Source organism: Bradyrhizobium sp. 187 (assembly GCF_023101005.1).
Classification (GTDB): Bacteria; Pseudomonadota; Alphaproteobacteria; order Rhizobiales; family Xanthobacteraceae; genus Bradyrhizobium; species Bradyrhizobium canariense_D.
The window spans coordinates 7,219,451-7,245,094 of record NZ_CP064693.1; the positions used below are offsets into that span (position 1 = coordinate 7,219,451).

Below are 25,644 nucleotides of genomic sequence, written 5' to 3' on the forward strand. Positions count from 1 at the left end.
CGCATCTCGCCAAGCGCTTTGGCGCAGCCCGCCCGCCCCTTCTTAAGTTTCCGGTACGATTTTGGGTGCGGCGGATTGTGGCGGTGTTATGGTCGCGGTCTGGGGAGAGCGTACGTTGCGTGGGGGCGTGTGTATGGTGGGGCATGGCTACGCGATATTCGACACGACCATAGGGCGCTGCGGCATCATCTGGAGCAGCACCGGGGTCGTCGCCGTGCAGTTGCCGGAGGCGCGGGAGATCGACACCCGCCGCCGGATTTTCCAGATCCATCCCGAGGCACGCGAGCAGCGGCCTTCCGCGAACGCCGAGTTCGCGATCGAGGGCATCGTGAGCTTGCTGCAGGGCAGCGATGCTGATTTTTCCGAGGTCAGCCTGGACGCGAGCGGGGTGCCCGGCTTCAACCGGCGGGTCTACGAGGCGGCCTGCGCCATCCCGCGCGGGGAGACGCGCACCTATCACGAGATCGCCAAGGCGCTGGGCGCCTCCGGCGCCGCGCATTCGGTGGCACAGGCGATCGCGAAAAATCCCTACATGCTGATCGTGCCCTGCCACCGGGTGCTGGAGGCCGGCAATTACACCGACCGGCTCTCGCCCTATGGCGGCGTAATCTCCAAGCGGCGGCTGCTGTCGCTGGAGGGCACCCATCCGATCGCCAGCAAGACGCTGTTCGACGTCCTGCTGCCCGTTGCCCCACCGAGACCCTCCACCTAGATAGGGAGGATGGATGCAACAACGCTGCTGACCACCCCCTCGATGACCGTCTCCGAGTTTCGCTGCGACGCGGGACCGGACGACAGCCCGTTTGCGGAGTGCCGCACCGGCCATTCCATCGCCTATGTCCGCGCCGGCAGCTTTGGCTGTCATTGCCGCGCCGGCTTCTTCGAGCTGGTGGCGGGCTCGATGCTGGTCGGCGCGCCAGGCGAGGAATACACCTGCACACATGAGCACGTCGCCGGCGACGTCTGCCTGTCCTTTTTCCTCAGCGAGGATCTGGTCGACGCGCTCGGCGGCCGGAGCGACGTCTGGCAGGTCGGCGCGACGCCACCGTTGCCCGAGCTGATGGTGCTGGGCGAGCTCGCCCAGACGGCGGCAGATGGCAACAGCGACCTCGGTCTCGACGAGGTCGGGCAGATCCTCACCGGTCGTTTCGTCGATGTCGTGTCGGGCAAGGCGCGCAAGCCGACGACACCGACGGCGCGTGATCGCCGCCGCGCCGTGGAAGCCGCGCTCTGGATCGACGCCAACTCGCATGCCGAGGTCGACCTCGAACAGGCGGCACGGCAGGCAGGCCTCAGCCCCTTCCACTTCCTGCGGCTGTTCTCCGCCGTGCTCGGCGTCACTCCGCATCAATATCTGGTGCGCTCGCGGCTGCGGCATGCGGCGCGGCTGCTGACTGACGACGACATCGCAGTCACCGACATCGCCTACGACGTCGGCTTCGGCGATCTCTCCAACTTCGTCCGCACCTTCCACCGCGCCGCTGGTGTATCGCCGACCAAGTTCCGCCAGGCTTCGAAGGGAGAGCGCAAGATTCTCCAAGAGCAGCTTGCCCTCAACTGACTAGGTTCGTCTCCGGCGCGCGCCGATTGTGGCGCGCTTTGGCAATGGAGACGACCATGTACGACCATATCGGATTGCGCGTTGCCGACCTCGACGCCGCCACGCGCTTCTACACCGCGGTGCTGGCGCCGCTCGGTTATGTCGTGTGCTCGAGTGGCGATGGTTATGCCGGCTTCGGGCCGAAGGGCGAGCCGGCGCTGTGGCTGCACCTGAACAAGGGGCGCAAAGCCGATGGCGTGCACATCGCGTTTCGCGCGGGGGATCATGACGCGGTCAAGGCATTCCACAGCGAGGGCTTGAAGAGCGGTGGCCGCGACAATGGCGGCGCCGGCCCGCGCAAGGATTACAGCCCGACTTACTACGCGTCGTTTTTGATCGATCCCGATGGCAACAATGTTGAGGCGGTCTGTGTGTGAACGCGGCAGCCCTCACCACACACACACGCTGTCATCCCCCGGCTTGACCGGGGTATCCAGTACGCCGCAGCTCCTCGATTCAATCACAGCGGCCTCTGGAATACTGGATCGCCCGATGGAGTCGGGCGATGACAGCTGGGATGACGGCGCTATCGCTCGCTTCTCTACATCAAGGAACTCAACCAGGATTGCATCATGGCCTCCATCCACAACGACATTCCCCTCAACGCCCCAGCGCGCGACGTCTGGGATGCCGTGCGCGATTTCGGCGCGCTGCATCGGCGGTTGGCGCCGGGCTTCGTCACGGCCTGCACGCTCGACGGCGACACGCGCATCGTCACCTTCGCCAACGGATCGGTGGCGCGCGAGGTGCTGGTCGATTGCGACGATGCGCGGCAGCGGCTGGTCTACGCGATCAACAACGAGCGGCTGAAGCATTACAGCGCCTCGGTGCAGGTGATCGCCGAGGGCGAGGCGAGATGCCGCCTGGTCTGGATCATCGACATGCTGCCGAACGAGCTCGCGCCCTATGTGCAGGGACAGACCAAGGACGCCGTCGCCGCCATACACCGCGCGTTTCCGGCCGCAGCTGCGTGATCTTTCTCACAGAGCCCAGCCCTCGTCCGCAATAACGATGGCGCCGTGCGTCCGGTTGGCTCCGCTCTCCCGGCGGCGCCACGCACGCGAGGAGCAGGCCATGAGAGGTGCGGACAAGGTGATCTGCCAGGCGGCCGCCGTGCTGCTGATGTTTTCGATTTCGAGCGCGCCGGCAAAGGCGCAGTTCTTCGGCGGCGGCGGTGCCGGCGGCGAGGACATAATGACCCAGATGGCGCCGATGCTCGAGATGATGAAGGCCAAGATGGGCAAGCGCCGCTTCGGCATGATGATGCAGACCATGGGCCCGATGATGAGCCGCATGATGGAGAATGGCGGTGGTGGTCTTGGCATGATGGGCGGCGGTGGCATTGGCGGCCTCGGCGCCGGCAACCTCGGCGGCGGTTTCGGCGCGCCCAATTACGGCGGCTACGCGCCGATGGGTGGAGGCGGCACCATGCCGGCCGGAATGGGCGGCATCGGCGGCGGCGATATCATGGGCATGCTCGGCGGCGCCGGTGGCGGCGACATGATGGCGATGATTCCGCAACTGATGCGGCTCGCCAATGTCGGCGGTGGTGGCGGCCATCGCCGCCACAGGCACCGCTAGTCCGCGGCGGCCGACAGAGCCGGCCTGATCGCAGGTTTGGTTTGGCGCGGTCCCCAGCGTGTCAGCACCACGCTGGAGCACGAGAGCAGGCCGAGCACGACCATCGAGCTCGCCGCCAGCCAGAAGAAGCTTTGCGCGGTGGCATCATGCGTCGACAGCCACCAGCCGACAGCCGAGATGTAGATCAGCCGCGCGGTCTGCGCCAGCACCGGGCCGATCACCTTCGCAGCGCCCTGCGACGAGAAATACATCGTCGAGGCGAGGCCGATGAAGGCGTAGAACGGCGCCACTGTCGACAAATATTGGTGGCTGGTGGCGCGCACGGTCGCGCTGTCCGTGAAGATGTTCACCCAGAGATCGGGGAAGGCCGCGACCAGGCACGCCGGTGCACCGACGGCGACGAAGGCGCTCGCCGCTGCGATCCAGGCGATGCGCCGGGCGCGGGCGATGCGGCCGGCGCCGACCGCCATGCCGATCATCGGCACCGAGGCGATGCCGAACGAGAACGCGATCGAGGTCAGCAGGAATTCCAGCCGCGCACCGATGCCGTAGCCGGCCAGGATCGCGGTGCCGAATTTCGCAAGCATGTGAGTGAAGATCGAGATCGTCAGCACCGATTGCAGCGGCGAGAAGCAGGCGATGGCGCCCACTTTGAGGATGTCGAAAAACATCGCCCATTGGATGCGAAGTCCGCGCAGCTTCGGCGTCACGCGGGCGCGGCCGGAGAACAGGTACCAGCCCATCACGCCGATATTCATGCAATAGGCAATCAGCGCGCCGGCGGCGACCCCGCGCATGCCGAATTGCGGCACCGGACCGAGGCCGAGGCCAAGCGTGCCACCGAGCACGATCTGCCAGGCCGCGGAATTGAGGATCAACAGCGACGGCAGCTTCATGTTGCCGGTGCCGCGCAGGACGCCGGCCATGGTGTTGAGCAGCCAGGGCAGCACGGCGCCGCCGAAAAACACCTGGGTGTAGGCGATCGCATGCGTCAGCACGTCGCCGCGGCCGCCGAGCATCTCAAGCACCTTGGGCCCGAAGATCAGCATGCCCAGCATGAAGACGAGGCCGAAGCTGATGCCGATCAGCAGCGCGTGCGCGGCGAGCGTCCCGGCACGCTCGCGATCGCCCGCGCCGAGCGCGCGCGCGATGGCGGAGGCCACCGCGCCGCCCATCGCACCGCCTGACATGGTCATGGTCAGGATCACTGTCGGAAACACCAGCGCCATCGCGGCCAGCGCTTCCACGCCGAGCCGTCCGATATAGGAGGTCTCCGCAATCACGGTGCAGGTGCCGGCTGAGAGCGCGACCACGTTGGGCCAGGCCAGCCCGAGCAGCGTGCGCAGGATCGGCCCGTCCATCAGCGCGCTCCTCACGGGGCGCGGAGGCGGCGGCAGCGGACGCTCTTGTTCATCGACCGGGATTTCGGCGATGTCTGACATGTCCTCTCCGGGCAAAGCGCCATTTCCGGCGCAGCAATGCTTGGGTGTGCCAATGAATTGGTTCGCGCAGGGCGCAACAAGAGGCTTGTTAGCACGACGCGCAGCGATTCCTCCTGCGCTAGGTGCAGGCGTGCCCTGCGGCAGCGCGGTGACGCCGTCGTCTACCCAATCGTCCAGAGCAATGGCGGACGACCGCTCGGTGTCGGGGACAGGTGCACGCCGATGTGCCGGCCGCACCCGGCCGCAAGCCCCTCGAACAACCCCGCCAGCACCTTGGCGCAAGCGGAGTGGTTATCGGCGCCGTCTTCCATCAACCTCCAGCTCTGCTGACGGATTTCGAACGTGCCCTCGGATTGCGTCGTCTCAGCCGCATCGTCCTGCGCGACAAACAGCGCGTTGAGGAACGTCGCGAATTCGCTCGCACCGCCGCGGCCCATCGACAGCGCCGCAGCGACCTCATCGAAATATTGCATCCCGATCAGCTTGCCCGTGAGGTGCAGGAGATAGCCCGCATCCTCCGGACCGAACAGCTGCACCATCACGGGCGCGGCGGTGCGCACATATTCCATCGCATAGTTGCGATAGGCTTTTTCCAGTCTCGGCCTTGGCCAGCTTGCGACCGGCAACGCCGGAGCCGCGGCTGCATCGAACAGCGGGGCTTCGAGGTGCCGCGCGAACACGAGGCGCTGGTCGAGCTCGAGGGGCTGGTCATATTGATAATAGTAGCCTTCGAGCCCGTCCTGGCCGTCGACGCTCTGCTTGGTGCAGACGAACCCCAATCTGGTATCGCCGAGCGCCACGCCGTTGTTGGCGTGCCAGCCGCGCAGCATCGCGCGCGAGACTTCGCCCGGCACGCCGCAGATGGCAGTGCCTTTCCAGATCCAGCGCGGCGGCGGATAGCGGATCCAGGCTTTGCGGTCGCTCTCATACATGTATTCGACGTGCACGCCGCCGATCCAGTTCGAGAGATAGTGATATTGCGCGGCTGCCACGGCGGGCGGCAGATGGCTCAGCCCGAGCTTCTCCAGCCCCGGCAGGAAGCGCTCCTGCTGCTGGCGGCGGAACACGCGAAAGACGAACTCCGCAGCATCTGCCGTGCCGCGACGCGTGACCACGGTGAGGATCAGACCGGTGAAGTAGGCGTGATAGAGATCGGCAACCGCGCGCCAGCGTTTCCATTGAGCTTCCTGCGCGGGGTCTGGTGCGGTCATGTTCGCTCCCGATCGTTGTTCTGATCGAGTGTGTCACTGCATCCGGTGACGGACAAGCTGAGCCGCACGCAGGGAGCCCTGCACGCCGGCGCGCCAATTCCGCATCACGAATTTTGCGCAGGCTTAGTTTGCGAGGCTTTGGCGGCACGCTCGCGCTCGACGCGCTCGGTGACGTCGCGTGCCATCGCCACCGATCCCTGCACCACTCCAGCGGCGTCCCGCACCAGCGCAAAGGTCATCTCGATGTAGAGCTTGCGTCCGTCCTTGTGCAGCGCGCGGGTCAGTGTCGGCTTGCCCGCAAGCTTCATCGCGCCGCTGGCAAGCGCGGCCTCAAAACCTTTCCAGTGCGCGGCGCGCAGATGTTCGGGAATGATCAGGTCGAGATTCTGGCCCAGCGCTTCGTCCGCCGAGAAGCCGAACAGTGCGGACGATGCGCGGTTCCAGCGCATGATCGTGCCGGAGCGATCCGAATAGATCAGCGCGTCGGCGACGTCGTCGAGGATTCTTGCGTCGAGTTCGGATTGATCTGTCATTTCGCCACCTCGGACGTAGCCCGGATTCACTTCCCATCTTGACACAGATTCGGTGTCATCGCCCGACTTGATCGGGCGATCCAGTATTCCAGAGGCGGATGTGATCGAACCAATAGGCTACGGCGTACTGGATGCCCCGGTCAAGCCGAGGCATGACAGCGGAAGGTGAGGCTATCCCTACACCCGGAAATGCTTGCTCAGCTTCAGGCCCTGCGCCTGGTAGTTCGAGCCGATGCGCTGGCCGTACATCGCGTCGGGGCGGGCCAGCATCTTCTCGTAGACGAGGCGGCCGACGATCTGGCCGTGCTCGAGGATGAACGGCACCTCGCGCGAGCGCACTTCGAGCACGGCGCGCGAGCCTAGCCCGCCGGCGCCGGCATAGCCGAAGCCGGGATCGAAGAATCCGGCATAATGCACGCGGAACTCGCCGACCAGCGGATCGAACGGCACCATCTCCGCGGCGTAATCGGGCGGCACCTGCACCGCCTCTTTCGACGCGAGGATATAGAACTCGCCGGGATCGAGGATCAGGCTGCCGTCGGGACGGGCCGAGATCGGCTCCCAGAAGTCCTCGACGGAATAGCCGGCGCGGCGATCGACGTCGATGACGCCGGTGTGGCGCTTGGCGCGGTAGCCGACGAAGCCGCCGCTCTTCTCGCCGGAGAGATCAACAGAGACGGCGACGCCGCCGGTGAGGTCGGCATCGTCGATATCGACGAGACGCTCGGTCGCGTGCAGCGCCTCGAGGTCGTCGATGTTGAGGATGGCATCGCCGGTGCGGAAGCGCACCTGGCTCAGGCGCGAGCCCTCGCTGACCAGCACCGGAAACGTCTTCGGGCTGATCTCGGCATAGAGCGGGCCGTGATAGCCGGCACCGATCATGTCGAAGCGGCGGGTGCCGTCGGCGATCACGCGGGTGAAGACGTCGAGCCGGCCGGTCGAGCTCTTCGGGTTGGCGGCCGCGACGATTTCCGGCGGCAGCGCGAGGCTTTCAAGCAGCGGCACGATGTAGACGCAGTTGGTCTCCAGCACCGCGCCGTCGGCGAGGCTGAACTCGTGCAGCTTCAACTCGTCGATGCGCTCGGCGACCGTGGCGCCGGGACCGGGCAGGAAGCTGGCGCGAACGCGATAGGCGATATCGCCAAGACGCAAATCGAGGCTCGCCGGCTGGATCTGGCTTTCGACGAAGTCGTAAGCGGGCAGGATGAGACCGCCCTCCGCCATCGCCGCGATCATGCGGTCGGGCAGGATACCATTGGCGTCGGCGGCGACCGTGAACGTCAACCCGGGGTCCTCATCAGGGATCAAACACATCCCGACATGCGGGAAATATGAGCGTTTTACGGCTATCCGATGGACGTCTTGACGGAAAGGGCATTGCGGAATATGAGCATGACTTATCCCGTGGTGATTTGAGCCGGCCGGCTTGCAGCCACGTTAAATAAGTCGCTAAACAGGCCGGGGACCTCTGTGATCCCGGCCCGTGGAGATATTCCAGGCCGGTTTTTTTGTGACCATTCTCGATGGTCACTTCAGGAGGTCCTATGTCGAAGTCCCCGGCGCCAACCGCCCACTACCGTCCCGAAACTCGCCTGGTTCATTCCGGCACCTTACGCTCGCAATATGGCGAGACGTCGGAGTCGCTGTTCCTGACCCAGGGCTACGTCTACAACAGCGCTGAGGAGTGCGAGGCGCGGTTCAAGGGCGAGGACCCCGGCTTCATCTATTCACGCTACTCCAATCCGACCATCTCGATGTTCGAGCGCCGCATGATCGAGCTCGAAGGCGCCGAAGCGGCACGTTCGGCCGCGACCGGCATGGCCGCGGTGACGACCGCGATCCTGGCGCCGCTCAAGGCCGGCGATCACGTCGTGGCCTCGCGCGCGCTGTTCGGCTCGTGTCTCTACGTCGTGCAGGATTTACTGCCGCGCTACGGCATCGAGACCACGCTGGTCGACGGCCTCGATCTCGACCAGTGGCAGCGCGCCATGAAGCCGAACACCAAGACGTTCTTCCTGGAGAGCCCGACCAATCCGACGCTCGACGTGCTCGACATTCCCGGCATTGCCGAGATCGCGCATAGTGGCGGCGCGCGGCTCGTCGTCGACAACGTGTTCGCCACCCCGATCTGGCAGAGCCCGCTCGCGCTCGGCGCCGACGTCGTGGTCTATTCCGCGACCAAGCACATCGACGGCCAGGGCCGCTGTCTCGGCGGCATCATCCTGTCCTCGGAAGCGTTCATCGCCGAGCACATCCACAATTTCATGCGCCAGACCGGCCCGTCGATCTCGCCGTTCAACGCCTGGGTCCTGCTCAAGGGGCTGGAGACGCTCGCCGTGCGCGTGCGCGCGCAGACCGAGACGGCGGCGCGCATCGCGGACGTGCTGGCGAGCCATCCGAAGATTTCGCGGCTGGTGTTTCCCGGCCGCGCCGATCATCCGCAGGCTGCATTGGTGAAGAAGCAGATGCGCGGCGGCTCGACGCTGGTCGGCCTCGAGGTCAAGGGCGGCAAGCAGGCGGCGTTCCGCGTGCTCAACGAGCTCAAGCTCGCCAAGATCTCGAACAATCTCGGCGACGCCAAGAGCCTCGTCACCCATCCCGCGACCACGACGCATCAGCGTTTGAAGCCGGAGGACCGCGCCGCGCTCGGCATCAGCGAAGGATTCATCCGCTTCTCGGCAGGCCTCGAGCACGCGGACGATCTGATCGAGGATCTGACCGCGGCGCTGGAGAAGGCGTGAGTTATTGTCGTCCCGGCCTAGTGCGCAATTGCGCATGGGGGCCGGGACGACAAGTCACATTGGCCGGTACGTCCGCACGTCCGCGGGCACGTTCACGCCGAGCTTGATCTGGCCGACGGAGCGAATGATGTCGTCGCCGAGGAGCTGGGCGAAGCAGGCATAGCCCCAATCGTTCATGTGCAGTCCGTCGGCGATCACGAAACTCTCGACCGGAAGCGATTGCTTCTCGTGCCAGTCGCGCATCACCTCGAAGCGCGGGAAGATGCCGACGTGACGGAGCTCGGCGACCTTGCCGAGCAGCTTCACCATCTTGCCGGCGCTCTCGGCGCGCTGGTTGACGGCGGGCGAATATTGCGGATCGACCAGCACGATGTCGGTGCCGCCGGTGGCCTGGATGCGAGCGATGCCGTCCTCGACCAGTTTGGCGGTCTCGCCAGGATCGAGATTGCGCAGCACGGCATTGGTGCCGACCTGCCAGATCACCAGATCCGGATGCACGTCGATCACCTCTTTCTGGAGACGCTTCATCATCTCGGGCGCATCCTCGCCGCCGACGCCGGCATTGACGACGGTGATGTCGGCGGTCGGATAGTGCCGGTGCAGCTGCGCGGCAAGGCGATTGGGATAGTTGAACTCCGGCGAGCTCGCGCCGAATCCCGCGGTCGACGACGAGCCGAACGCGACGATGACGACGGGCTGGCCGGCGACGAGCTTGCCCGCGACATGCGGCAGCGAGCCCATCGCCTTCGAGCCGCCCTTCGGCGACAGGCAGGGCACGCGGCTAAAGATGTCGCCGGCGGATTTCGCGACCTGCTTCACCTTGTCGATGGCGCGCGCCGTGATGCCGCGCTGGTCGGGGGACGTCGCTGCGACGGTGGTCTGGGACGGTGAAGCGGGAGCCGGATCAGCCGACTGCTGCGGGGCCGGTGTTGCCTGCGCGGCCTGCGTCTGCGCGTGGGACTGCGAGGCCGGACTCAGCAACAGCAGCACCGCTGCTGCGGGCACAGCCAGCCATGCCGTCAGGCAAAAAGGGCGGAGAGAACTCATTAACGCTAGACCTCAATTTTGCTGCTGGGCCGGCTCCAGATGGGCAGCGTCGATCAGGAACTGTGCCAACGCCCGGCCAAGGCAATCATGGACCTGCTTCGCCAACTCGGGCCCGCGCGACGGGCTGAATAGGTCGAACTGGCCCTGATCATTCCACTGCCGCATGATCGCGAACCGATCGAACAGCGGAATATCGTGCTCCTGCGCCACCACCCGCATATTGTCGAGGTATGGCGGCACCGAGATCATGGTTTCGGTACGCGGACTGTACTGCAAATTCATCAAGACGACGTCAGCCCCTGCCTTTTGCAACGCAACAACCCCTTCGGTCACCGCGCCACGAAAATCATCGGGATCGATGGCTCGGATAGCATCGACAGTCCCGGTCTGCCAGATGACCAAAGTAGGCGTTTTTGCTTCCATCAGCTTAACGAAGCTGGCAGCCGCCTCCTCGGCCGTTTTCTTGCTCTGTATTTCTACGGAGACGTGCACAGTCTCGGACGGCGGCAGCTTGTCCTTCAGGATGGCCTGCATCCGCGCCGGATAAGAGGCGTCCTCGGAAGCCGGAATCGTGGTCGAGCGACTGCCGATGACCAGGATTTCGAGCGGCTTGCCGGCCTTCACGGCATCGGCGACCTTGGGAAGCTGGCTTTCGCTGGTGAGCAGATAGGACGGCACTTCACAGGCTGCGGGCGCGGCTGAAGCAGCCGGCGCAGCATCGTCCGCGCGCGCCGGAGGCGCGGCGAGACCACCGCACAGCAGGATCAGGCTCAGGAAAACCTTCGCCTTCATCAGCCCCCTCCCGCCATATCGGCGCTGCCGACGGCGCTTTTGGTTTTCGAACCGCTCTTGTCAGCCACCCGCTTGTACCACGAAATCAGCCAGGCCATGGCCCACATGATCAGGATTCCGGAGAGACTTATTAGCGCATGCATGACCGGGCCGCCCGAGACTTCGGCCAGGATGAAATGGCCGGCAAAGGCGAGGAAGACGCCGAGACAGAATATCTCCAGGGAATGCGAGCCGCACAGGATCAGCGGCCGCAGCCAGGGCGATTTCAGGCCCGGCCAGTCCCGGGGCAGGACGCGCACGGTGAGCGCGGCCAGCGCCAGGAAATGCGTGAAGCGCAGCACGTCAAGGTCGGCCTTGTCGATCGGATACATCCACTGCTCGAGCCGCTTCGGCATGAAGTGGGAGAGCTGCGGCACATACCAGGTCAGCGTCACGTAGAATGCCGCAACCAGATAGGCGATCGCGATCCACATCGTCACCCGCGAAGCCAGAATGTGCGACATGCGTCGCGCACCCCCGAGCGCGCACCATGCCCCGAACACGAACAGCAATTGCCAGGCGAAGGGATTGAAGGCCCAGAAGCCGTTCGGATAGGCCGACAGATAGAGGTCGTATTCCCAGGTCACCGCGTAGAGCGCGACCGAGAGGCCGAGCGTCACGTCGGGGCGCCACTTCATCAGCCACAGGATCAAGGGCAGCGCCAGCATCAGCACGATGTAGAGCGGCAGCACGTCCATGTTGACCGGACGGAAGCGCAGCAGCAGCGCCTGCACGATCGTGACGTCGGGCTGCTTGAGGAAATCCATGATGCCCATCTCTTCGGTGTAGAGCGGGTTCTCGAACCTGGTCGCGACGTAGGAGATTTCGGCAAGGAAGATCGTGAACAGGAAGACGTGGGCGACATAGATCTGCCAGACGCGCCGCAGGATGCGCGCGGTGGCGACGACGATGCCGGACTCCAGCATCGCCCGACCGTAGACGAAGGCGGCGGTATAGCCGGAGATGAAGATGAAGATCTCGGTGGCGTCGCTGAAGCCGTAATTGCGGATCGTGAACCAGGTCAGAAGGCTCGGCGGCAAATGGTCGATGAAGATCAGCCACAGCGCAAGGCCGCGGAATAGGTCCAGCCGGAGCTCGCGCTCGCCGATGGCTGGCAGCGAAATGGCCGGCGCGGCCGCGCGCCGCTTCGCTCCCGCGGACTTGACCTCCACAGGTTTAGCGGTTCCCGCGATCGTCGATCCCGTCACTTGGTCGGCAATGGTCATCGGGGGCCTAAAAACCCTTCCGCAAATCGCGACGTGGCAAGGAGTGTACCGGTCCGGCCGTCATCTCGCAAAGCGACCGGATCACAAGCAAGTACATTTGCAAGCCCATTTGGACGTGTACTTCCCTGCGAATTCTGGCGGGACGATGTCGCCAAGGCGTCTCCGGCGTTTGGTTCCCGGGCGGTTTTCGGTATGATGGCAATCATGTACCGCGCCGTGACCCGCCAGATCGAAGTGACCGTCGAGCCGAACTTTGTTCCGGAGCAGTCGTCGGCTGACCGCTCCCGTTATTTCTGGGCCTATACCGTCGTCATCACCAATTCCGGCGACGAGACCGTGCAGCTCAAGACGCGGCACTGGATCATCACCGACGCCACGGGCCGGCAGCAGGAGGTGAAGGGCGAGGGCGTCGTCGGCGAGCAGCCGACGCTCGCGCCCGGCGAACGCTTCGAATACACCTCCGGCGTCCCGCTCACGACCGCCTCGGGCTTCATGACCGGCCGCTACCAGATGGTCAGCGCGACTGGCGAGCGCTTCGAAATTGACGTGCCGACGTTCTCGCTGGACAGCCCGGACAACAAGCGGGTGTTGAACTAGGGCAGGAGATGGTGGGCGCGCTCCGCTTTGGCCGACCCTATCGCACCTGCAGGCTAACGCCTTACGCGTCTTCCACGCCTGCTTCATCCGGCGTGAACTCGTACACCGAGCTGCAGAACTCGCAGGTCACGACGACCTTGTCGTCCTTGACCATCGCGGCACGGTCGTCAGACGAAAAGCTCTTTAGCATCGATGCCACCGCATCGCGCGAGCAGGAGCATTGCGCCTTCAAGGGCAGCGGATTGAACACGCGCACGCCGCGCTCGTGGAACAGGCGGTAGAGCAGCCGCTCCCCGGACAGCTCCGGATCGATCAGCTCAACGTCTTCGACGGTCTCGATCAGCGAGCGTGCCTCGACCCAGGCATCGTCTTCAGCGACGGCGTGCACTTCGACGCCTTCGGGCGCATCGCCGGGATGCAGATCGGCCTGCCGCGCACGCTCGGGCGCCTTCGGCAGGAACTGCATCAGCATGCCGCCAGCACGCCAGCGATGCTTGCCGCCGTCGTTCGAACGCCATTCCTCGCCGACAGCGAGACGCACGCGTGTCGGGATCTGCTCGGAGCGCAGGAAATATTCGTGAGCGGCGTCTTCGAGGCTGCCGCCGTCGAGCGCGACCAGGCCCTGGTAGCGGCTCATGTCGGGGCCTTGGTCGATGGTCATGGCGAGATGGCCGTGGCCCAGCAGCGCGCCGGAATGCGTGCCAGTATCTTTGGCCTCGCCGAGCCGCGCGGCGTCGTAGCGCGCATAGGCGCGCAGGCGATCCGGCGCCTGATAGTCCACGACCAGGAACGACACCGGACCGTCGGTCTGGGCCTGGAGAATGAAGCGGCCCTCGAACTTCAGCGAGGAGCCAAGCAGCGTGGTCAGCACGATGGCCTCGCCGAGCAGCTTGCCGACCGGCGCGGGATAATCGTGCTTGGTCAGGATTTCGTCGAGCGCCGGACCAAGCCGCACCAGCCGACCGCGCACATCGAGCGCGTCGACCTCGTAAGGCAGCACGGCGTCATCGATCGGAACCGCGGATGGCGCGCGAACCGGGCCTTCAGGCCCGGTTTTCATATCAGGGGATTGGGAAACCATGGCGCTTTATCTGGGGTCGGAAGGCGGAATTGGAAGGGGTGAGGGCTGCATCCAGAATGCAGCACGGATCGTACGCAAGCACGGCAAATTCGGTGTCGTCCTGGCGAAGGCCAGGACGACGATGAAGACCTACTTCGCCGGCACGGCGGATACCGGCCCGGATTACTTCACCGCGTCGAAGCACCAGGCCAGAATGCCCTTTTGCGCGTGCAGGCGGTTTTCGGCCTCGTCGAACACGACGGATTGTGGACCGTCGATCACCTCGTCGGTGACCTCCTCGCCGCGATGGGCGGGCAGGCAGTGCATGAATAGCGCATCCGGCTTGGCAAGCGACATCAGCTGCGCATTGACCTGATAGGGCTTGAGCACGTTGTGGCGGTGCTTGCCTTCCTTGTCGCCCATCGACACCCAGGTGTCGGTCACGACACAATCGGCGCCGCGCACGGCGGCTTCGGCATCCGTGCCGAGCATGATCGGCGCGCCGGTCGCCTTGATGAAGTCGCGCATCGCCTTTTTCGGCGCGAGTTCCGGAGGCGTCGCGACATTGAGCTGGAACTTGAAGCGCTCGGCGGCGTGCGCCCAGGAGGCGAGCACGTTGTTGTCGTCGCCGGTCCAGGCCACGGTCTTGCCCTCGATCGGGCCGCGATGTTCCTCGTAGGTCATGAGGTCCGCCATCACCTGGCAGGGATGCGAGCGGCGCGTCAGGCCGTTGATGACGGGCACGGTGGCGTTCGCTGCAAGCTCCAGCAGGGCATCGTGATTGAGGATGCGGATCATGATGGCGTCGACATAGCGCGACAGCACGCGCGCGGTGTCGGCGATGGTCTCGCCGCGGCCGAGCTGCATTTCGGCGCCGGTGAGCATGATGGGCTCGCCGCCGAGCTGGCGCATGGCGACGTCGAAAGACACCCGCGTCCGCGTCGAGGGGCGCTCGAAGATCATCGCCAGGGTCTTGCCTTCGAGCGGCCTGACCGGCTGATGCGCCTTCTGCTTCGCCTTCATCGCGGAGGACGCAGCGAGCATGCGCTTGAGCTCCGACAGCGGCAGCTCGTTGATATCGAGGAAGTGCTTCGGTGTTTTATCGGGCGACTTGCTCATCAGCTTGCCGCCCGCTTGTTGCCGGACAACGCGGTGCAGGCGCGCTCGAGCCGCCCGACGCTGTCCTCGATCTCGGCTTCGGTGACGATCAAAGGCGGCAGGAAACGCACGACATTGTCGCCGGCACCGACGGTGAGCAGCTTTTGGTCGCGCAAGGCTGCAACGAGATCGCCGGAGGGCACCACGGCCTTGATGCCGATCAGGAGGCCCTCGCCGCGCACTTCGCTGACGACATCGCCGTGACGGTCGATCACGGAGGCGAGCTTCTGCTTGAGCAGCAGCGACATCCTCTGCACGTGGTCGAAGAAGCCGGGCTTGAGCATGACGTCGAGCACGGCGTTCGCAGCCGCGATCGCGAGCGGATTGCCCCCGAAGGTCGAGCCGTGCGAGCCCGGCGTCATGCCGGACGCCGCTTCGGCGGTCGCAAGGCAGGCGCCGATCGGGAAGCCGCCGCCGAGCGCCTTGGCCAGCGACATCACGTCGGGTTCGACGCCAAGGCGGCGGTACGCGAACAGATCGCCGGTGCGGCCCATGCCGGTCTGCACCTCGTCGAAGGCGAGCAACAGACCCTTCTCGTCGCAGAGCTGGCGCAACGCCCTCAGGAAGGCGGGCGTTGCCGAACGCACACCGCCCTCGCCCTGGATCGGCTCGATCAGGATGCCGGCGGTCTGCGGACCGATTGCCTTTTTCACGGCATCGAGATCGCCATGCGCAACCTGGTCGAAGCCCTCCATCGGAGGGCCGAAACCTTCGAGATATTTTGCCGATCCCGTTGCGGCCAGCGTCGCCAGCGTGCGGCCATGGAAGGCGCCTTCGAAGGTGATCATGCGATAGCGGTCGGGATGACCCTTTGCGGCGTGATAACGGCGCACGACCTTGATCACGCATTCCAGCGCTTCGGCGCCGGAATTGCAGAAGAACACGAAATCCGCGAAACTTTCATTGCACAGGCGCGCGGCGAGCTTTTCGCCGTCCGGGCTCTGGAACAGATTCGACATGTGCCAGAGCTTGGTGGCCTGCTCCTGCAACGCCGCGACCAGCGCCGGATGGGCATGGCCGAGCGCATTCACCGCCACCCCGGAGGTGAAATCGAGATAGCGCTCGCCATTGGTCGCGATCAGCCAGCAGCCTTCGCCACGCTCGAAACCAAGGTCGGACCTGGCGAAAACGGGGAGCAAATGCGGCGCTGCGCTGTTAGTCATGATGGTCACTTGAATGTTGCGGACGGAGTGAGCGTGCATTGCGCAACGCACCATCGACCGGCCCGGAAAACGAAACGTGCCGCCTCTTGAGGGCGGCACGTGCGACTATCTTAGGCCTGGTGAAACGGGTGTCAATGCCGCCCGGAAAGCCTCGCGAAACGCTGAATCCGTAGTCTTGCGGTGCCGATTTTGCGGGATTTGGCCACGGAACATGTGGAAGCGAGTCGGCGGACTCTTGCGCGGGAGTCACGCCATATTGTAGCGTTTGGATTGTCAGATACGACATCTCGTGCAGTGGTTCTGATCTTTAAGTCCTTATGTACCGGCGTAAACGTTCGGGCGTTCAAGACGCGCCCGGCGAGCCTTAAGGGATTCTGGCGGCACGGGTTTTTGAAGGCTTAGGCATTCGCTGCGAGGCCCCAGGATGGCTGGCGCGCAGCGAGGGAAAGGGTGCAATGACGGTTTTGACCTGGTCCGATGATCGCGTCGAGCAGCTGAAAAAGCTCTGGGAGGCCGGACTTTCGGCCAGCCAGATCGCGGCGGAGCTCGGCAATGTGACCCGCAATGCCGTGATCGGCAAAGTGCACAGGCTCGGCCTTTCGGGCCGCGCCAAGAGCCCATCATCGGCAGCGCCGCGGCCGCGCAAGGCGCGCCCCGCGCAGCACATGATGCGGGTGAGCCGCCCGATCTCGCGCGGCAACACCGCGCTGGCGCAGGCCTTCGAGGTCGAGGCTGAGCCGGATCCGGTCACCTACGACAACGTGGTGCCGATGAGCCAGCGGCTGTCGCTGCTGGAATTGAACGAGGCGACCTGCCACTGGCCGGTCGGCGATCCCTCGAGCCCGGACTTCTTCTTCTGCGGTGGAAGGGCGCTGTCCGGACTGCCCTATTGCGCCCAGCACTCGCGCGTTGCGTACCAGCCCGCGTCGGATCGGCGCCGCGCACCGGTAAAGCCGGGTCCCCGTTAGTCGTCACGCGAAGACAGTTCAACAATTTCAGTGTCGTCCCGGCCTAGTGCGCAATTGCGCACGGGGGGCCGGGACCCATACTCCGAGCACGCAATAATCGTGCGGAAGGGGTCACTCCGAGTCTTCGCCAAACCACGTTCGGTGGTTATGGGTCCCGGATCAGCGCTCGCTTCGCTCGCTTGTCCGGGACGACGGCTGAGAATGCAGGGACAGCTCGCCAACAAACAAGCCTGCAACCCTACACCTGCTCCGCCTTCGCGAAGCGATCATCCAGCGCGTAGCCGGCGCCGCGGACGGTGCGGATCGGGTCCTGCTCGCGGCCGAGATTGAGCAGCTTGCGCAGGCGGCCGATATGCACGTCGACGGTGCGCTCGTCGATATAGATGTCGCGGCCCCAGACGCTGTCGAGCAGCTGCTCGCGCGAGAACACCCGTCCCGGATGCTCCAGGAAGAACTCCAGCAGGCGATATTCGGTCGGACCGAGATCGATCGGCCGGCCCGAGCGCGCCACGCGGCGCTTGTCACGGTCGAGCTCGATGTCGCCAAAAGCAAGGACGGTGGCGAGGCGCTCCGGGCTCGCGCGCCGCAGCAGGCCTTTCACGCGCGCCAGCAGCTCCGGCACCGAGAACGGCTTGACGATGTAATCGTCGGCGCCGGTCGCAAGACCCCGCACCCGCTCGCTCTCCTCGCCGCGCGCGGTGAGCATGATGATCGGGAGCTGCTTGGTCTCGGGACGGGTGCGAAGCCGCCGGCACAATTCGATGCCTGACAGGCCCGGCAGCATCCAGTCGAGCACGATCAGATCGGGGATGTGCTCCTTGAGGCGGGTGTCGGCGTCGTCGCCGCGCATCACCGTCTCGACGTCATAGCCGTCGCCTTCGAGGTTGTAGCGGAGAAGCTCGGTCAGGGCTTCCTCGTCCTCAACCACCATAATGCGTGCGCCCATCGGGTCGTCGCTCCTTAAGTCTTCAGGTGTTCGGTACCGTGTTGGCAAAGGTCGTCATGTCGCCCTTCGGCCGCTTGTCGGTGATCGCCTGGCCCTCGATCATGTAGAACACGGTCTCGGCGATATTGGTGGCGTGGTCGCCGATCCGCTCGATGTTCTTGGCGCAGAACATCAGATGGATGCAGAACGAGATATTGCGCGGATCCTCCATCATGTAGGTGAGGAGTTCGCGGAACAGCGAGGTGCAGATGGCGTCGACTTCCTCGTCGCCCTTCCACACCGCCATCGCCGCCGGCAAATCATGCGCGGCATAGGCGTCCAGCACCGACTTGACCTGCTGCTGCACGAGGTCGGTCATGTGCTCGAGGCCGCGGAACAGCTTGAGCGGATGGAAGTCCGTCTCCAGCGCCGCGACGCGCTTGCCCATGTTCTTGGCGAGGTCGCCGATGCGCTCGAGATCGGTCGCGACGCGCATGGCGCCGACGATCTCGCGCAGATCGACCGCCATCGGCTGGCGGCGGGCGATGGTGAGCACCGCACGCTCCTCGATGCGCTTCTGCAGCGCGTCGAGCTCGGTGTCGATGGCGACGACGCGCTGGCCGAGCGGGACGTCGCGGCGGATCAGCGCGTCGACGGACTCGACGATCATGCGCTCGGCGATGCCGCCCATCTCGGCGACCAGGCGAGTGAGTTCCTGGAGGTCGGTGTCGAAAGCCTTTGCGGTATGTTCAGAACCCATGTCGCGTCTCCTAGCCGAACCGGCCGGTGATGTAATCCTGCGTGCGCCGATCTGACGGCGACGTGAAGATCTTGCTGGTGTCGTCGAACTCTATCAGCTCGCCGAGATACATGAAGGCGGTCTTGTCGGAGACGCGCGCCGCCTGTTGCATGTTGTGGGTGACGATAGCGATCGTGTAATCCTCGGACAGCTCCTGGATCAGCTCCTCGACCTTGGCGGTCGAGATCGGGTCGAGCGCCGAACAGGGTTCGTCGAACAGGATCACCTCGGGCCGCACCGCGACGGTGCGGGCGATGCAGAGGCGCTGCTGCTGGCCGCCGGAGAGCGACAGGCCGGAGGCGTTGAGCTTGTCCTTGACCTCGTTCCACAGCGCGCCGCCGCGCAGCGCCTTCTCGACGCGGCCGTCCATCTCGGACTTCGAGATCTTCTCATAGAGACGGATGCCGAACGCGATGTTCTCGTAGATCGTCATCGGGAACGGCGTCGGCTTCTGGAACACCATGCCGACGCGGGCGCGCAGCAAATTGAGGTCCAGCCTGGGGTCGAGAATGTTGGTCTGATCGAGCATGAGCTGACCGGTGGCGCGCTGGCCGGGATAGAGGTCGTACATCCGGTTGAAGATGCGCAGCAGGGTCGACTTGCCGCAGCCCGACGGACCGATGAACGCCGTAACGCGGTTGGCGCCGAGCGTCAGGTTGATGTTCTTCAGCGCATGGTGCTCGCCGTAATAGAAGTCCAGGTTACGCACGGTCACCTTGGGGGGCGCCTCGGGCAGCACCGCCGCGTGCGGCAGTCCACCGGACGCGCTCATCGACACGGAAAGATCACTCATTTTGCGGTCCTCTCGGCGCCAAGGATGCGCGCGAAAATATTAAGGGCAAGAACGGTCAGGGTGATGAGCAGCGCCCCGCTCCAGGCCAACTGCTTCCAATAGGCATAGGGGCTCTGCACGAAGTTGTTGATGGTCACAGGCAGGTTCGCCATCGTCTTGTTCAGGCCGAGGCTGAAGAACTGGTTCGATAGCGCGGTGAACAGCAGCGGCGCGGTTTCACCGGCGACGCGAGCGGTCGCGAGCAGCACGCCGGTGATGAGACCCGATCGGGCAGCACGATAAGCGATCCGCTTGATCACCAGCGAACGCGGCAGGCCGAGCGCCGAGGCCGCCTCGCGCAACGCGTTCGGCACCAGCAGCAGCATGTCCTCGGTCGTGCGCAGCACCACCGGGATCACGATGACCGCGAGGGCGAGCGAGCCTGCGATCGCCGAGAAGCCGCGCATCGGCACCACCACGGCGCCGTAGATGAACAGGCCGATGATGATCGAGGGCGCCGAGAGCAGGATGTCGTTGATGAAGCGGATCACCGAGGTCAGCCGGTCATTGCGGCCGTATTCGGCGAGATAGGTGCCGGCGAACATACCGAGCGGCGCGCCGATGCCGACGCCGATCACGGTCATGATCAGCGAGCCGACGATGGCGTTGAGCAGACCGCCCTCGTTCGATCCCGGTGGCGGCGTGTTCTCGGTGAACAGCTGGACATTGAGTCCCGCCAGCCCGTTGTAGAGCAGCGTGATCAGGATCAGCGCGAGCCAGGTGACGCCGAAGGCGGTTGCGGCGATGCAGAGCCCGCGGACGACGATGTCCTTGCGGCGTCGGCGTGAATAGATCGGATTCATGGCGCTAATTCCCCGCCTTCTTTTCCAGCCGCATCAGCATCAGCCGCGCCGCTGCGAGCACGAAGAAGGTCAGAACGAACAGCAGGAGGCCGAGCAGGATCAGGCCGGATTGGTGCAGGCCGTCGCTCTCGGCGAACTCGGATGCGATCGCCGCCGAGATCGTGGTGCCCGGCGCAAAGATCGATGACGAGATCCGGAACGAGTTGCCGATGATGAAGGTCACCGCCATGGTCTCGCCGAGCGCGCGGCCCAGCGCCAGCATGATGCCGCCGATGACGCCGACCCGGGTGTAGGGGATCACCACGCTGCGGACGACTTCCCATGTGGTGCAGCCGACGCCGTAGGCGGCTTCCTTCAGGACCGGAGGCACCGTCTTGAACACGTCGACCGAGATCGAGGTGATGAAGGGCAGCACCATGATGGCAAGGATCAGCGCGGCATTGAACAGGCTGAGATAGGACGGGGGACCTGCGAAGATCGCGCCCAGCACGGGAACGCCGTCGAAGATCTTGATCATGAAGGGCTGGAACGTGTTGGCCAGGAACGGACCCAACACGAAGAAGCCCCACATGCCGTAGATGATCGAGGGAATACCGGCGAGCAGCTCGATTGCCATGCCGATCGGGCGGCGCAGCCATTGCGGGCAGAGCTCGGTGAGGAAGATCGCAATGCCGAGACCCACGGGAATGGCGATCAGCATCGCGATGAAGGAGGTGACGAGCGTGCCGTACATCGGCCCGAGCGCGCCGAGCACCGGCGGATCTGCGGAGGGCGCCCAGCGCTGCGTCCACAGGAAGGAGACGCCGTATTCTTTCATCGCCGGGAAAGCGCCGACGATCAGCGAAATGATGATGCCGCCGAGGATCAGAAGCACCGAGATCGCGGAGAGCCGCGTAATCCAGTAGAAGGTAACGTCGCCGAGCTTGAACGCGCTCAAGGCCTTGGCGCGGTCATACGGTCCGGCGTCGTCGATTACATCGCTCTGAACGGCCATCTCTGCCACGCCGATCCCCTGTACCAAATAGTATACGTTTTTTGTTGGTCCGTGCCCCGGATGCAGCGCAGCGCATCCGGGGCACGAGCGTCGCGAACCTAGCTCTTGATGTCGGCAGCCCAGGTCTTCTCGATCAGCTGAACGACCGGATCCGGCATCGGGATGTAGTCGAGCTCTTCAGCCGCCTTGCCGCCGCTCTTGAAGGCCCAGCGGAAGAACTTGATGGCTTCCTGCGAGGCCGCCTTGTCGGTGGCGTCCTTGTGCATGAGGATGAAGGTCGCCGCCGTGATCGGCCAGGATTTCTCGCCGGGCTGGTCGGTCAGGATGACGTAGTAGCCGGGAGCCTTGGCCCAGTCGGCGTTGGAGGCGGCCGCCTGGAAGGCTTCGACGGTGGGCTGCACAGGCTTGCCGGCCTTGTTGATGAGACCGGTGTAGGTCAGCTTGTTCTGCTTGGCATAGGCGTACTCGACATAGCCAATCGAGTTCTTGGTCTGGCTGATGTTGCCGGACACGCCTTCATTGCCCTTGGCGCCGACGCCGACCGGCCACTCGACCGCGGTACCCTCACCGACCTTGCTCTTCCAATCCGCGCTGGCCTTGGCGAGGTAGTTGGTGAAGTTGAAGGTGGTGCCCGAACCGTCCGAACGGCGGACCACGGTGATGGCCTCCGAGGGCAGCTTCACGTTCGGGTTGAGCTTCTTGATCGCGGCGTCGTCCCATTTGGTGATCTTGCCGAGATAGATGCTGGCCAGCGTCTCGCCGTCGAACACCAGTTCACCGGGCTTCACGCCCTCGATGTTGACGACGGGCACGATGGCACCCATCACCATCGGCCACTGGACGAGGCCGTCCTTCTCGAGCTGCTCGGCCTTGAGCGGCGCATCGCTGGCGCCGAAGGTCACGGTCTTGGCCTGGATCTGCTTAATGCCGCCGCCGGAGCCGATCGACTGGTAGTTCAGACCGTTGCCGGTCTCCTTCTTGTAGGCGTCGGCCCATTTGGAATAGATCGGGAACGGGAACGTCGCGCCGGCTCCGGTGATGTCGGCAGCAAAGGCCGCCGTCGTCGATGCGGCGACAATGCCAGCAGCGACGAGTGTTTTGAGGAAATTCATGCTGGTCTCCATACAGGGGAGCGAAGCGCCATCCGCGCCCGATCGCGCTCCCCGTGCCGCCCCTTTAGGAGCGGACAGCTGAGCTTTTACGAAGGTTTGGTGACAGTCGGATGACAGTGTTAAGCAGCTGAAATCGCTGGAATTTAGCTCAGAGCCGCAGGCTTGCCCTGGGGAAAACAGGCGGTGAAAGTGGCGCCCTGTTTGGGCACGCTTTCGATCAAAAGCCGGCCGCGATGACGGTTAAGAATATGTTTCACCAGCGACAATCCCAGGCCGGTGCCGCCCTGCGAGCGGCTGTCGCCGACATCGACCCGGTAGAAGCGCTCGGTCAGCCGCGGCAGGTGCTCCGGCGCGATGCCGGGGCCGAAATCCCGGACCAGCACCCGGATTTCCTGAGTTCCATCAGGGGCCGCGCCTGATATCAGCGACACGATAATGCGTCCACCGGAGGCGCCGTATTTGAGCGCGTTCTCGATCAAATTCTCGAACAGGCGGAGCAACTCCTCGCGGTCCCCCGCGATCAGCACCGGGGTCTCGGGCAGCTGGGTCTCGACCTCGACCTGGCGTTCCCGCGCCAGCGGCTCGAGCCCATCGGCGACCTGCAAGATGATCGGCAGCAGGTCGACCAGGGTGTCGGGCCGCACATGGGCCGACAGCTCCACCCGCGACAGCGACAAGAGATCGTCGATCAGGCGCGCCATCCGGGTGGCTTGGTTGTGCATGATGCCGAGGAAGCGCTCGCGCGCCTTGGGATCGTCCTTGGCCTGGCCCTGGAGCGTGTCGATGAAGCCGGACAGCGCGGCCAGCGGCGTGCGCAGCTCGTGGCTGGCATTGGCGACGAAATCGGCCCGCATTTCCTCGACCCGGCGCAGCGGCGTCTGGTCGTGAAAGGTCATCAGCATGCATTTGTCGGCGCCGCCAAAGGTGGTCGGCACCGGCACCGGCGTGATGGTCAGCTCCATCCAGCGATCGACCGGGACATGGTCGAGATAGGTCGCGCGCCGCGGCTCGGTGGTCGCGATCGACTCGCGCAGCGCCGTGATGATCTCGGGCGAGCGCAGCGCGAACTGGGCGAGCTCATTCCGGCGCAGTGCCGGCGCGAGCTGGGCGGCTGCGGCGTTGAGATGGATGACGCGGCCGGCGCGGTCGAGCAGCACCGCGGGATCGGGCATGCCGGCGACCACTGCGGCGACCGCCGCGCTCTCGACCGGGTTGACGCGGCGGGTCTCTTCGCGCGAGGCGGCGGTATCGTGCAGGCGCCACGGGATCAGCGCTGCGGCCGCGATGCAGAGGAACACCGCAATCGCATGCAGCGCCGATAATTCCCCCAGCGAGACCACCACGGATAGGGCGAGCGCGGCGGCGATCAGGATGACGGTCGAGTGCCGCAGCCGGTCGGACCAGGGCGGGGAGGAGGGAGAAGTTGGGGCGTCGATCGCCATCGGGGTGGGCTTCTCCAAAAGGCCTTGCGCCGGTCAGGCGCCGCTGTCGCTGCGCTTTCTCACGTAAGCGGCTTCAGGCGCGGGGCCGGGGTCGAGCTTGAGCGCAGCCTGCTGCAGGCGCTTCGATCGTGCGCCGATGATAACTTCGCGAAACGTCAGCAAGATTACAGATATGACAAAAGGGGACAGATAATAGAGGACGCGGAACAGCAGCATCCCGCCCAGCAGCTCCTCGCGGTCCATCTGCCAGAGCCCGACCAGCATCGCCGCGTCGAACACGCCAAGGCCTCCGGGCGAATGGCTGGCAAAGCCGAGCAGCGTGGCCGAGACGAAGATCACCGCGACCACCACGAAACCGAGATTGGGCTCGTCAGGGACCAGCACGTACATCGCGAGCGCGCAGAAGCCGAGATCGATGATGCCGATCGCGATCTGGAGCAGCGTCAGCGGGCCGCCCGGCAGCATCACGGTCCAGGGCCCGCGGCCGACCATGCGCGGCTGGGTCCAGACCCAGACCACGTAAGCGACCAGTCCGACGATGATCATCATCGCCAGCATCCGGTTCAGCCAGGGCGGAAGCATGTCGATCGAGGCCGCGGCTTCCGGATGATAGGAGATGCCGAGGCCCAGCACCGCGGCATTGCCGAGCCAGAAGGTCAGGCCGGCGAGGAAGCAGATCTTTGCGACGTCGATCGCGTTCAGGCCATAGGCGGAATAGATGCGGTAGCGCACCGCGCCGCCGGTGAAGACGCTGGCGCCGACATTGTGGCCGATCGAATAGCTGGTGAAGGCAGCGAGCGCGTTAATCCGATAGGGCACGTGGGGATGGCCGATCGCGCGCACGGCGAACAGGTCGTAGAAGGTCAGCGTGAAATAGCCCGCAGCGACGAACAGCGCCGCCATCGCGATCTGGCTCGGCTCGGTGCTCTTGATCGCTTCGAGGACTTCGTTGACATCGATGCCGCGCAGCATGTGGTAGAGCACATAGCAAGCGATGCCGATGACCGCGACGCTGATCACAACTCCAAGCTTATGCAGGATTTGCTTCTGGCGCAGAAACGACATCGCCCTGCGTATGGCTTCCAGCATCTAAACCTCGAACAACGCTTCAGCGGCCAGGGTGGCCGGCGAACAGGCGGACGACACGCAGGCACCCGACGAATCCTCGCCGGCGGCTCCGGCATCGCGCATGCCCCCTGCCCCTCCACTAGCGCGTTTTGGGGCGGAGTGGAATTCGACAATTCGAACAAAAAGTCGTGGCTTCAAGGTTTTAGGCAGGTTGCGGGCTCCTGATGCACGGTTTGGCGCTTTCGGCGGCAAGCCTGACGCGAATCTCCATGGCCATCCTGGCGCAGACGCCATGAAGTTTTGATGATTTCGGCCGTACAATGTTCCGTCACGGCTTAAGTCGAAATCAATCTATGGGCGGGATTTCGCTGTTGAAAGAGGGTCGCGCCGCGCGCGGCCGCTGCGGCGCGCACGATTACGTGGCCGACGGCTCGCGCTCGATCATCCGGTTGCACTGCGACATCACAGACGTCATTGCGGCCGCCCGCCAGCGGCCGCGATGAGCACGTCG

Annotated in this window: 27 protein-coding genes and 1 riboswitch; of the genes, 9 read left to right on the forward strand and 18 right to left on the reverse strand. The window is 64.8% G+C overall.

The features are described from left to right. The first annotated feature begins 133 nt into the window (after nt 1–133). The 5 genes from IVB19_RS34775 (at nt 134) to IVB19_RS34795 (ending at nt 3,181) form a co-directional block, all read left to right on the forward strand. Nucleotides 134–712: a methylated-DNA--[protein]-cysteine S-methyltransferase gene (locus IVB19_RS34775; RefSeq protein ID WP_018456084.1), complete on the forward strand. Its 579-nt coding sequence runs from the start codon at nt 134–136 to the stop codon at nt 710–712. Between the two features lie 9 nt (nt 713–721). Next, nucleotides 722–1,561: a helix-turn-helix transcriptional regulator gene (locus IVB19_RS34780; RefSeq protein ID WP_018456083.1), complete on the forward strand. Its 840-nt coding sequence runs from the start codon at nt 722–724 to the stop codon at nt 1,559–1,561. A 56-nt stretch (nt 1,562–1,617) separates the two neighbouring features. After that, the gene (locus IVB19_RS34785; protein ID WP_026233083.1) at nt 1,618–1,977 is read left to right on the forward strand and encodes a VOC family protein; all 360 of its coding nucleotides are present in this window, start codon (nt 1,618–1,620) and stop codon (nt 1,975–1,977) included. A gap of 195 nt (nt 1,978–2,172) precedes the next feature. Further along, on the forward strand, nt 2,173–2,574 hold the full coding sequence (locus IVB19_RS34790) for an SRPBCC family protein (protein ID WP_018456081.1): 402 nt from the start codon (nt 2,173–2,175) through the stop codon (nt 2,572–2,574). 100 nt (nt 2,575–2,674) lie between these two features. Beyond that, nucleotides 2,675–3,181, forward strand: a complete 507-nt coding sequence (locus IVB19_RS34795) for a hypothetical protein (RefSeq protein ID WP_026233082.1) — start codon at nt 2,675–2,677, stop codon at nt 3,179–3,181. Here IVB19_RS34795 and IVB19_RS34800 read toward each other — a convergent pair. The 4 genes from IVB19_RS34800 to IVB19_RS34815 form a co-directional block, all read right to left on the reverse strand. Then, the gene (locus IVB19_RS34800) at nt 3,178–4,623 is read right to left on the reverse strand and encodes an MATE family efflux transporter (RefSeq protein ID WP_085349691.1); all 1,446 of its coding nucleotides are present in this window, start codon (nt 4,621–4,623) and stop codon (nt 3,178–3,180) included. The genes IVB19_RS34795 and IVB19_RS34800 overlap by 4 nt on opposite strands. A gap of 161 nt (nt 4,624–4,784) precedes the next feature. Then, nucleotides 4,785–5,834, reverse strand: coding sequence for a hypothetical protein (locus IVB19_RS34805; RefSeq protein WP_204513160.1), 1,050 nt, complete (start codon nt 5,832–5,834; stop codon nt 4,785–4,787). Nucleotides 5,835–5,938: 104 nt separating this feature from the next. Further along, nucleotides 5,939–6,367, reverse strand: a complete 429-nt coding sequence (locus tag IVB19_RS34810) for a PAS domain-containing protein (RefSeq protein ID WP_018456077.1) — start codon at nt 6,365–6,367, stop codon at nt 5,939–5,941. Nucleotides 6,368–6,544: 177 nt separating this feature from the next. After that, complete coding sequence (locus IVB19_RS34815; protein WP_371827082.1) at nt 6,545–7,681, reverse strand: 2'-deoxycytidine 5'-triphosphate deaminase; 1,137 nt, start codon at nt 7,679–7,681, stop codon at nt 6,545–6,547. Between the two features lie 80 nt (nt 7,682–7,761). After that, nucleotides 7,762–7,841, forward strand: a riboswitch (SAM riboswitch). Between the two features lie 70 nt (nt 7,842–7,911). Between IVB19_RS34815 and IVB19_RS34820 the strand changes: the two genes are divergently transcribed. Then, nucleotides 7,912–9,108: an O-succinylhomoserine sulfhydrylase gene (locus IVB19_RS34820; RefSeq protein WP_007615678.1), complete on the forward strand. Its 1,197-nt coding sequence runs from the start codon at nt 7,912–7,914 to the stop codon at nt 9,106–9,108. Between the two features lie 54 nt (nt 9,109–9,162). On the opposite strand, the gene IVB19_RS34825 is transcribed toward IVB19_RS34820, so the two are convergent. Genes IVB19_RS34825 through IVB19_RS34835 form a run of 3 tightly spaced genes read right to left on the reverse strand, consistent with a single transcriptional unit; the run spans nt 9,163 to nt 12,212 of the window. After that, nucleotides 9,163–10,155 (reverse strand): SGNH/GDSL hydrolase family protein, encoded by a 993-nt coding sequence (locus IVB19_RS34825; RefSeq protein WP_026233081.1) that lies wholly within the window; start codon nt 10,153–10,155, stop codon nt 9,163–9,165. Nucleotides 10,156–10,167: 12 nt separating this feature from the next. After that, nucleotides 10,168–10,947 (reverse strand): SGNH/GDSL hydrolase family protein, encoded by a 780-nt coding sequence (locus tag IVB19_RS34830; protein WP_018456073.1) that lies wholly within the window; start codon nt 10,945–10,947, stop codon nt 10,168–10,170. After that, nucleotides 10,947–12,212 carry an OpgC domain-containing protein gene (locus IVB19_RS34835; protein ID WP_085349686.1) on the reverse strand — a complete coding sequence of 422 codons (1,266 nt, stop codon included), beginning with the start codon at nt 12,210–12,212 and terminating at the stop codon, nt 10,947–10,949. Before IVB19_RS34835 ends, IVB19_RS34830 begins: the two co-directional genes overlap by 1 nt. A 204-nt stretch (nt 12,213–12,416) precedes the next feature. Between IVB19_RS34835 and apaG the strand changes: the two genes are divergently transcribed. After that, nucleotides 12,417–12,809, forward strand: coding sequence for a Co2+/Mg2+ efflux facilitator ApaG/CorD (gene apaG / locus IVB19_RS34840; protein WP_026233080.1), 393 nt, complete (start codon nt 12,417–12,419; stop codon nt 12,807–12,809). Between the two features lie 61 nt (nt 12,810–12,870). On the opposite strand, the gene IVB19_RS34845 is transcribed toward apaG, so the two are convergent. The 3 genes from IVB19_RS34845 to IVB19_RS34855 all read right to left on the reverse strand — a co-directional run bounded on the left by IVB19_RS34845 (nt 12,871) and on the right by IVB19_RS34855 (nt 16,190). Continuing rightward, nucleotides 12,871–13,890, reverse strand: a complete 1,020-nt coding sequence (locus tag IVB19_RS34845; RefSeq protein ID WP_026233079.1) for an Hsp33 family molecular chaperone — start codon at nt 13,888–13,890, stop codon at nt 12,871–12,873. Nucleotides 13,891–14,052: 162 nt separating this feature from the next. Then, a complete protein-coding gene (gene argF / locus IVB19_RS34850) occupies nt 14,053–14,988 on the reverse strand; it encodes an ornithine carbamoyltransferase (protein ID WP_018456070.1) in 936 nt (311 codons plus the stop codon). Next, nucleotides 14,988–16,190, reverse strand: a complete 1,203-nt coding sequence (locus IVB19_RS34855; protein ID WP_026233078.1) for an aspartate aminotransferase family protein — start codon at nt 16,188–16,190, stop codon at nt 14,988–14,990. The genes argF and IVB19_RS34855 overlap by 1 nt, the downstream gene beginning before the upstream one ends. A 455-nt stretch (nt 16,191–16,645) precedes the next feature. On the opposite strand from IVB19_RS34855, the gene IVB19_RS34860 reads away from it, so the two are divergent. After that, nucleotides 16,646–17,158: a GcrA family cell cycle regulator gene (locus IVB19_RS34860; protein ID WP_007597869.1), complete on the forward strand. Its 513-nt coding sequence runs from the start codon at nt 16,646–16,648 to the stop codon at nt 17,156–17,158. A 238-nt stretch (nt 17,159–17,396) separates the two neighbouring features. Here the strand turns inward: IVB19_RS34860 and phoB are convergent, their stop codons facing one another. The 8 genes from phoB to IVB19_RS34900 all read right to left on the reverse strand — a co-directional run bounded on the left by phoB (nt 17,397) and on the right by IVB19_RS34900 (nt 25,154). Beyond that, the gene (gene phoB / locus IVB19_RS34865; protein WP_007597871.1) at nt 17,397–18,104 is read right to left on the reverse strand and encodes a phosphate regulon transcriptional regulator PhoB; all 708 of its coding nucleotides are present in this window, start codon (nt 18,102–18,104) and stop codon (nt 17,397–17,399) included. 22 nt (nt 18,105–18,126) lie between these two features. Further along, nucleotides 18,127–18,843 (reverse strand): phosphate signaling complex protein PhoU, encoded by a 717-nt coding sequence (gene phoU, locus IVB19_RS34870; protein ID WP_018456067.1) that lies wholly within the window; start codon nt 18,841–18,843, stop codon nt 18,127–18,129. Nucleotides 18,844–18,853: 10 nt separating this feature from the next. Continuing rightward, nucleotides 18,854–19,675, reverse strand: coding sequence for a phosphate ABC transporter ATP-binding protein PstB (gene pstB / locus IVB19_RS34875; protein ID WP_018456066.1), 822 nt, complete (start codon nt 19,673–19,675; stop codon nt 18,854–18,856). After that, on the reverse strand, nt 19,672–20,517 hold the full coding sequence (pstA, locus tag IVB19_RS34880) for a phosphate ABC transporter permease PstA (protein WP_018456065.1): 846 nt from the start codon (nt 20,515–20,517) through the stop codon (nt 19,672–19,674). The genes pstB and pstA overlap by 4 nt, the downstream gene beginning before the upstream one ends. 4 nt (nt 20,518–20,521) lie before the next feature. Further along, a complete protein-coding gene (pstC, locus tag IVB19_RS34885; protein WP_018456064.1) occupies nt 20,522–21,511 on the reverse strand; it encodes a phosphate ABC transporter permease subunit PstC in 990 nt (329 codons plus the stop codon). 98 nt (nt 21,512–21,609) lie between these two features. Continuing rightward, on the reverse strand, nt 21,610–22,623 hold the full coding sequence (gene pstS / locus IVB19_RS34890; protein ID WP_026233076.1) for a phosphate ABC transporter substrate-binding protein PstS: 1,014 nt from the start codon (nt 22,621–22,623) through the stop codon (nt 21,610–21,612). A gap of 143 nt (nt 22,624–22,766) precedes the next feature. After that, nucleotides 22,767–24,065, reverse strand: a complete 1,299-nt coding sequence (locus tag IVB19_RS34895) for an ATP-binding protein (RefSeq protein ID WP_018456062.1) — start codon at nt 24,063–24,065, stop codon at nt 22,767–22,769. A gap of 33 nt (nt 24,066–24,098) precedes the next feature. Next, a complete protein-coding gene (locus tag IVB19_RS34900; protein ID WP_018456061.1) occupies nt 24,099–25,154 on the reverse strand; it encodes a putative bifunctional lysylphosphatidylglycerol flippase/synthetase in 1,056 nt (351 codons plus the stop codon). A gap of 350 nt (nt 25,155–25,504) precedes the next feature. Here IVB19_RS34900 and IVB19_RS40295 point away from each other — a divergent pair, with 350 nt between their 5' ends. Further along, complete coding sequence (locus IVB19_RS40295) at nt 25,505–25,636, forward strand: hypothetical protein (RefSeq protein ID WP_256467754.1); 132 nt, start codon at nt 25,505–25,507, stop codon at nt 25,634–25,636. The last annotated feature ends 8 nt before the right edge of the window (nt 25,637–25,644 follow it).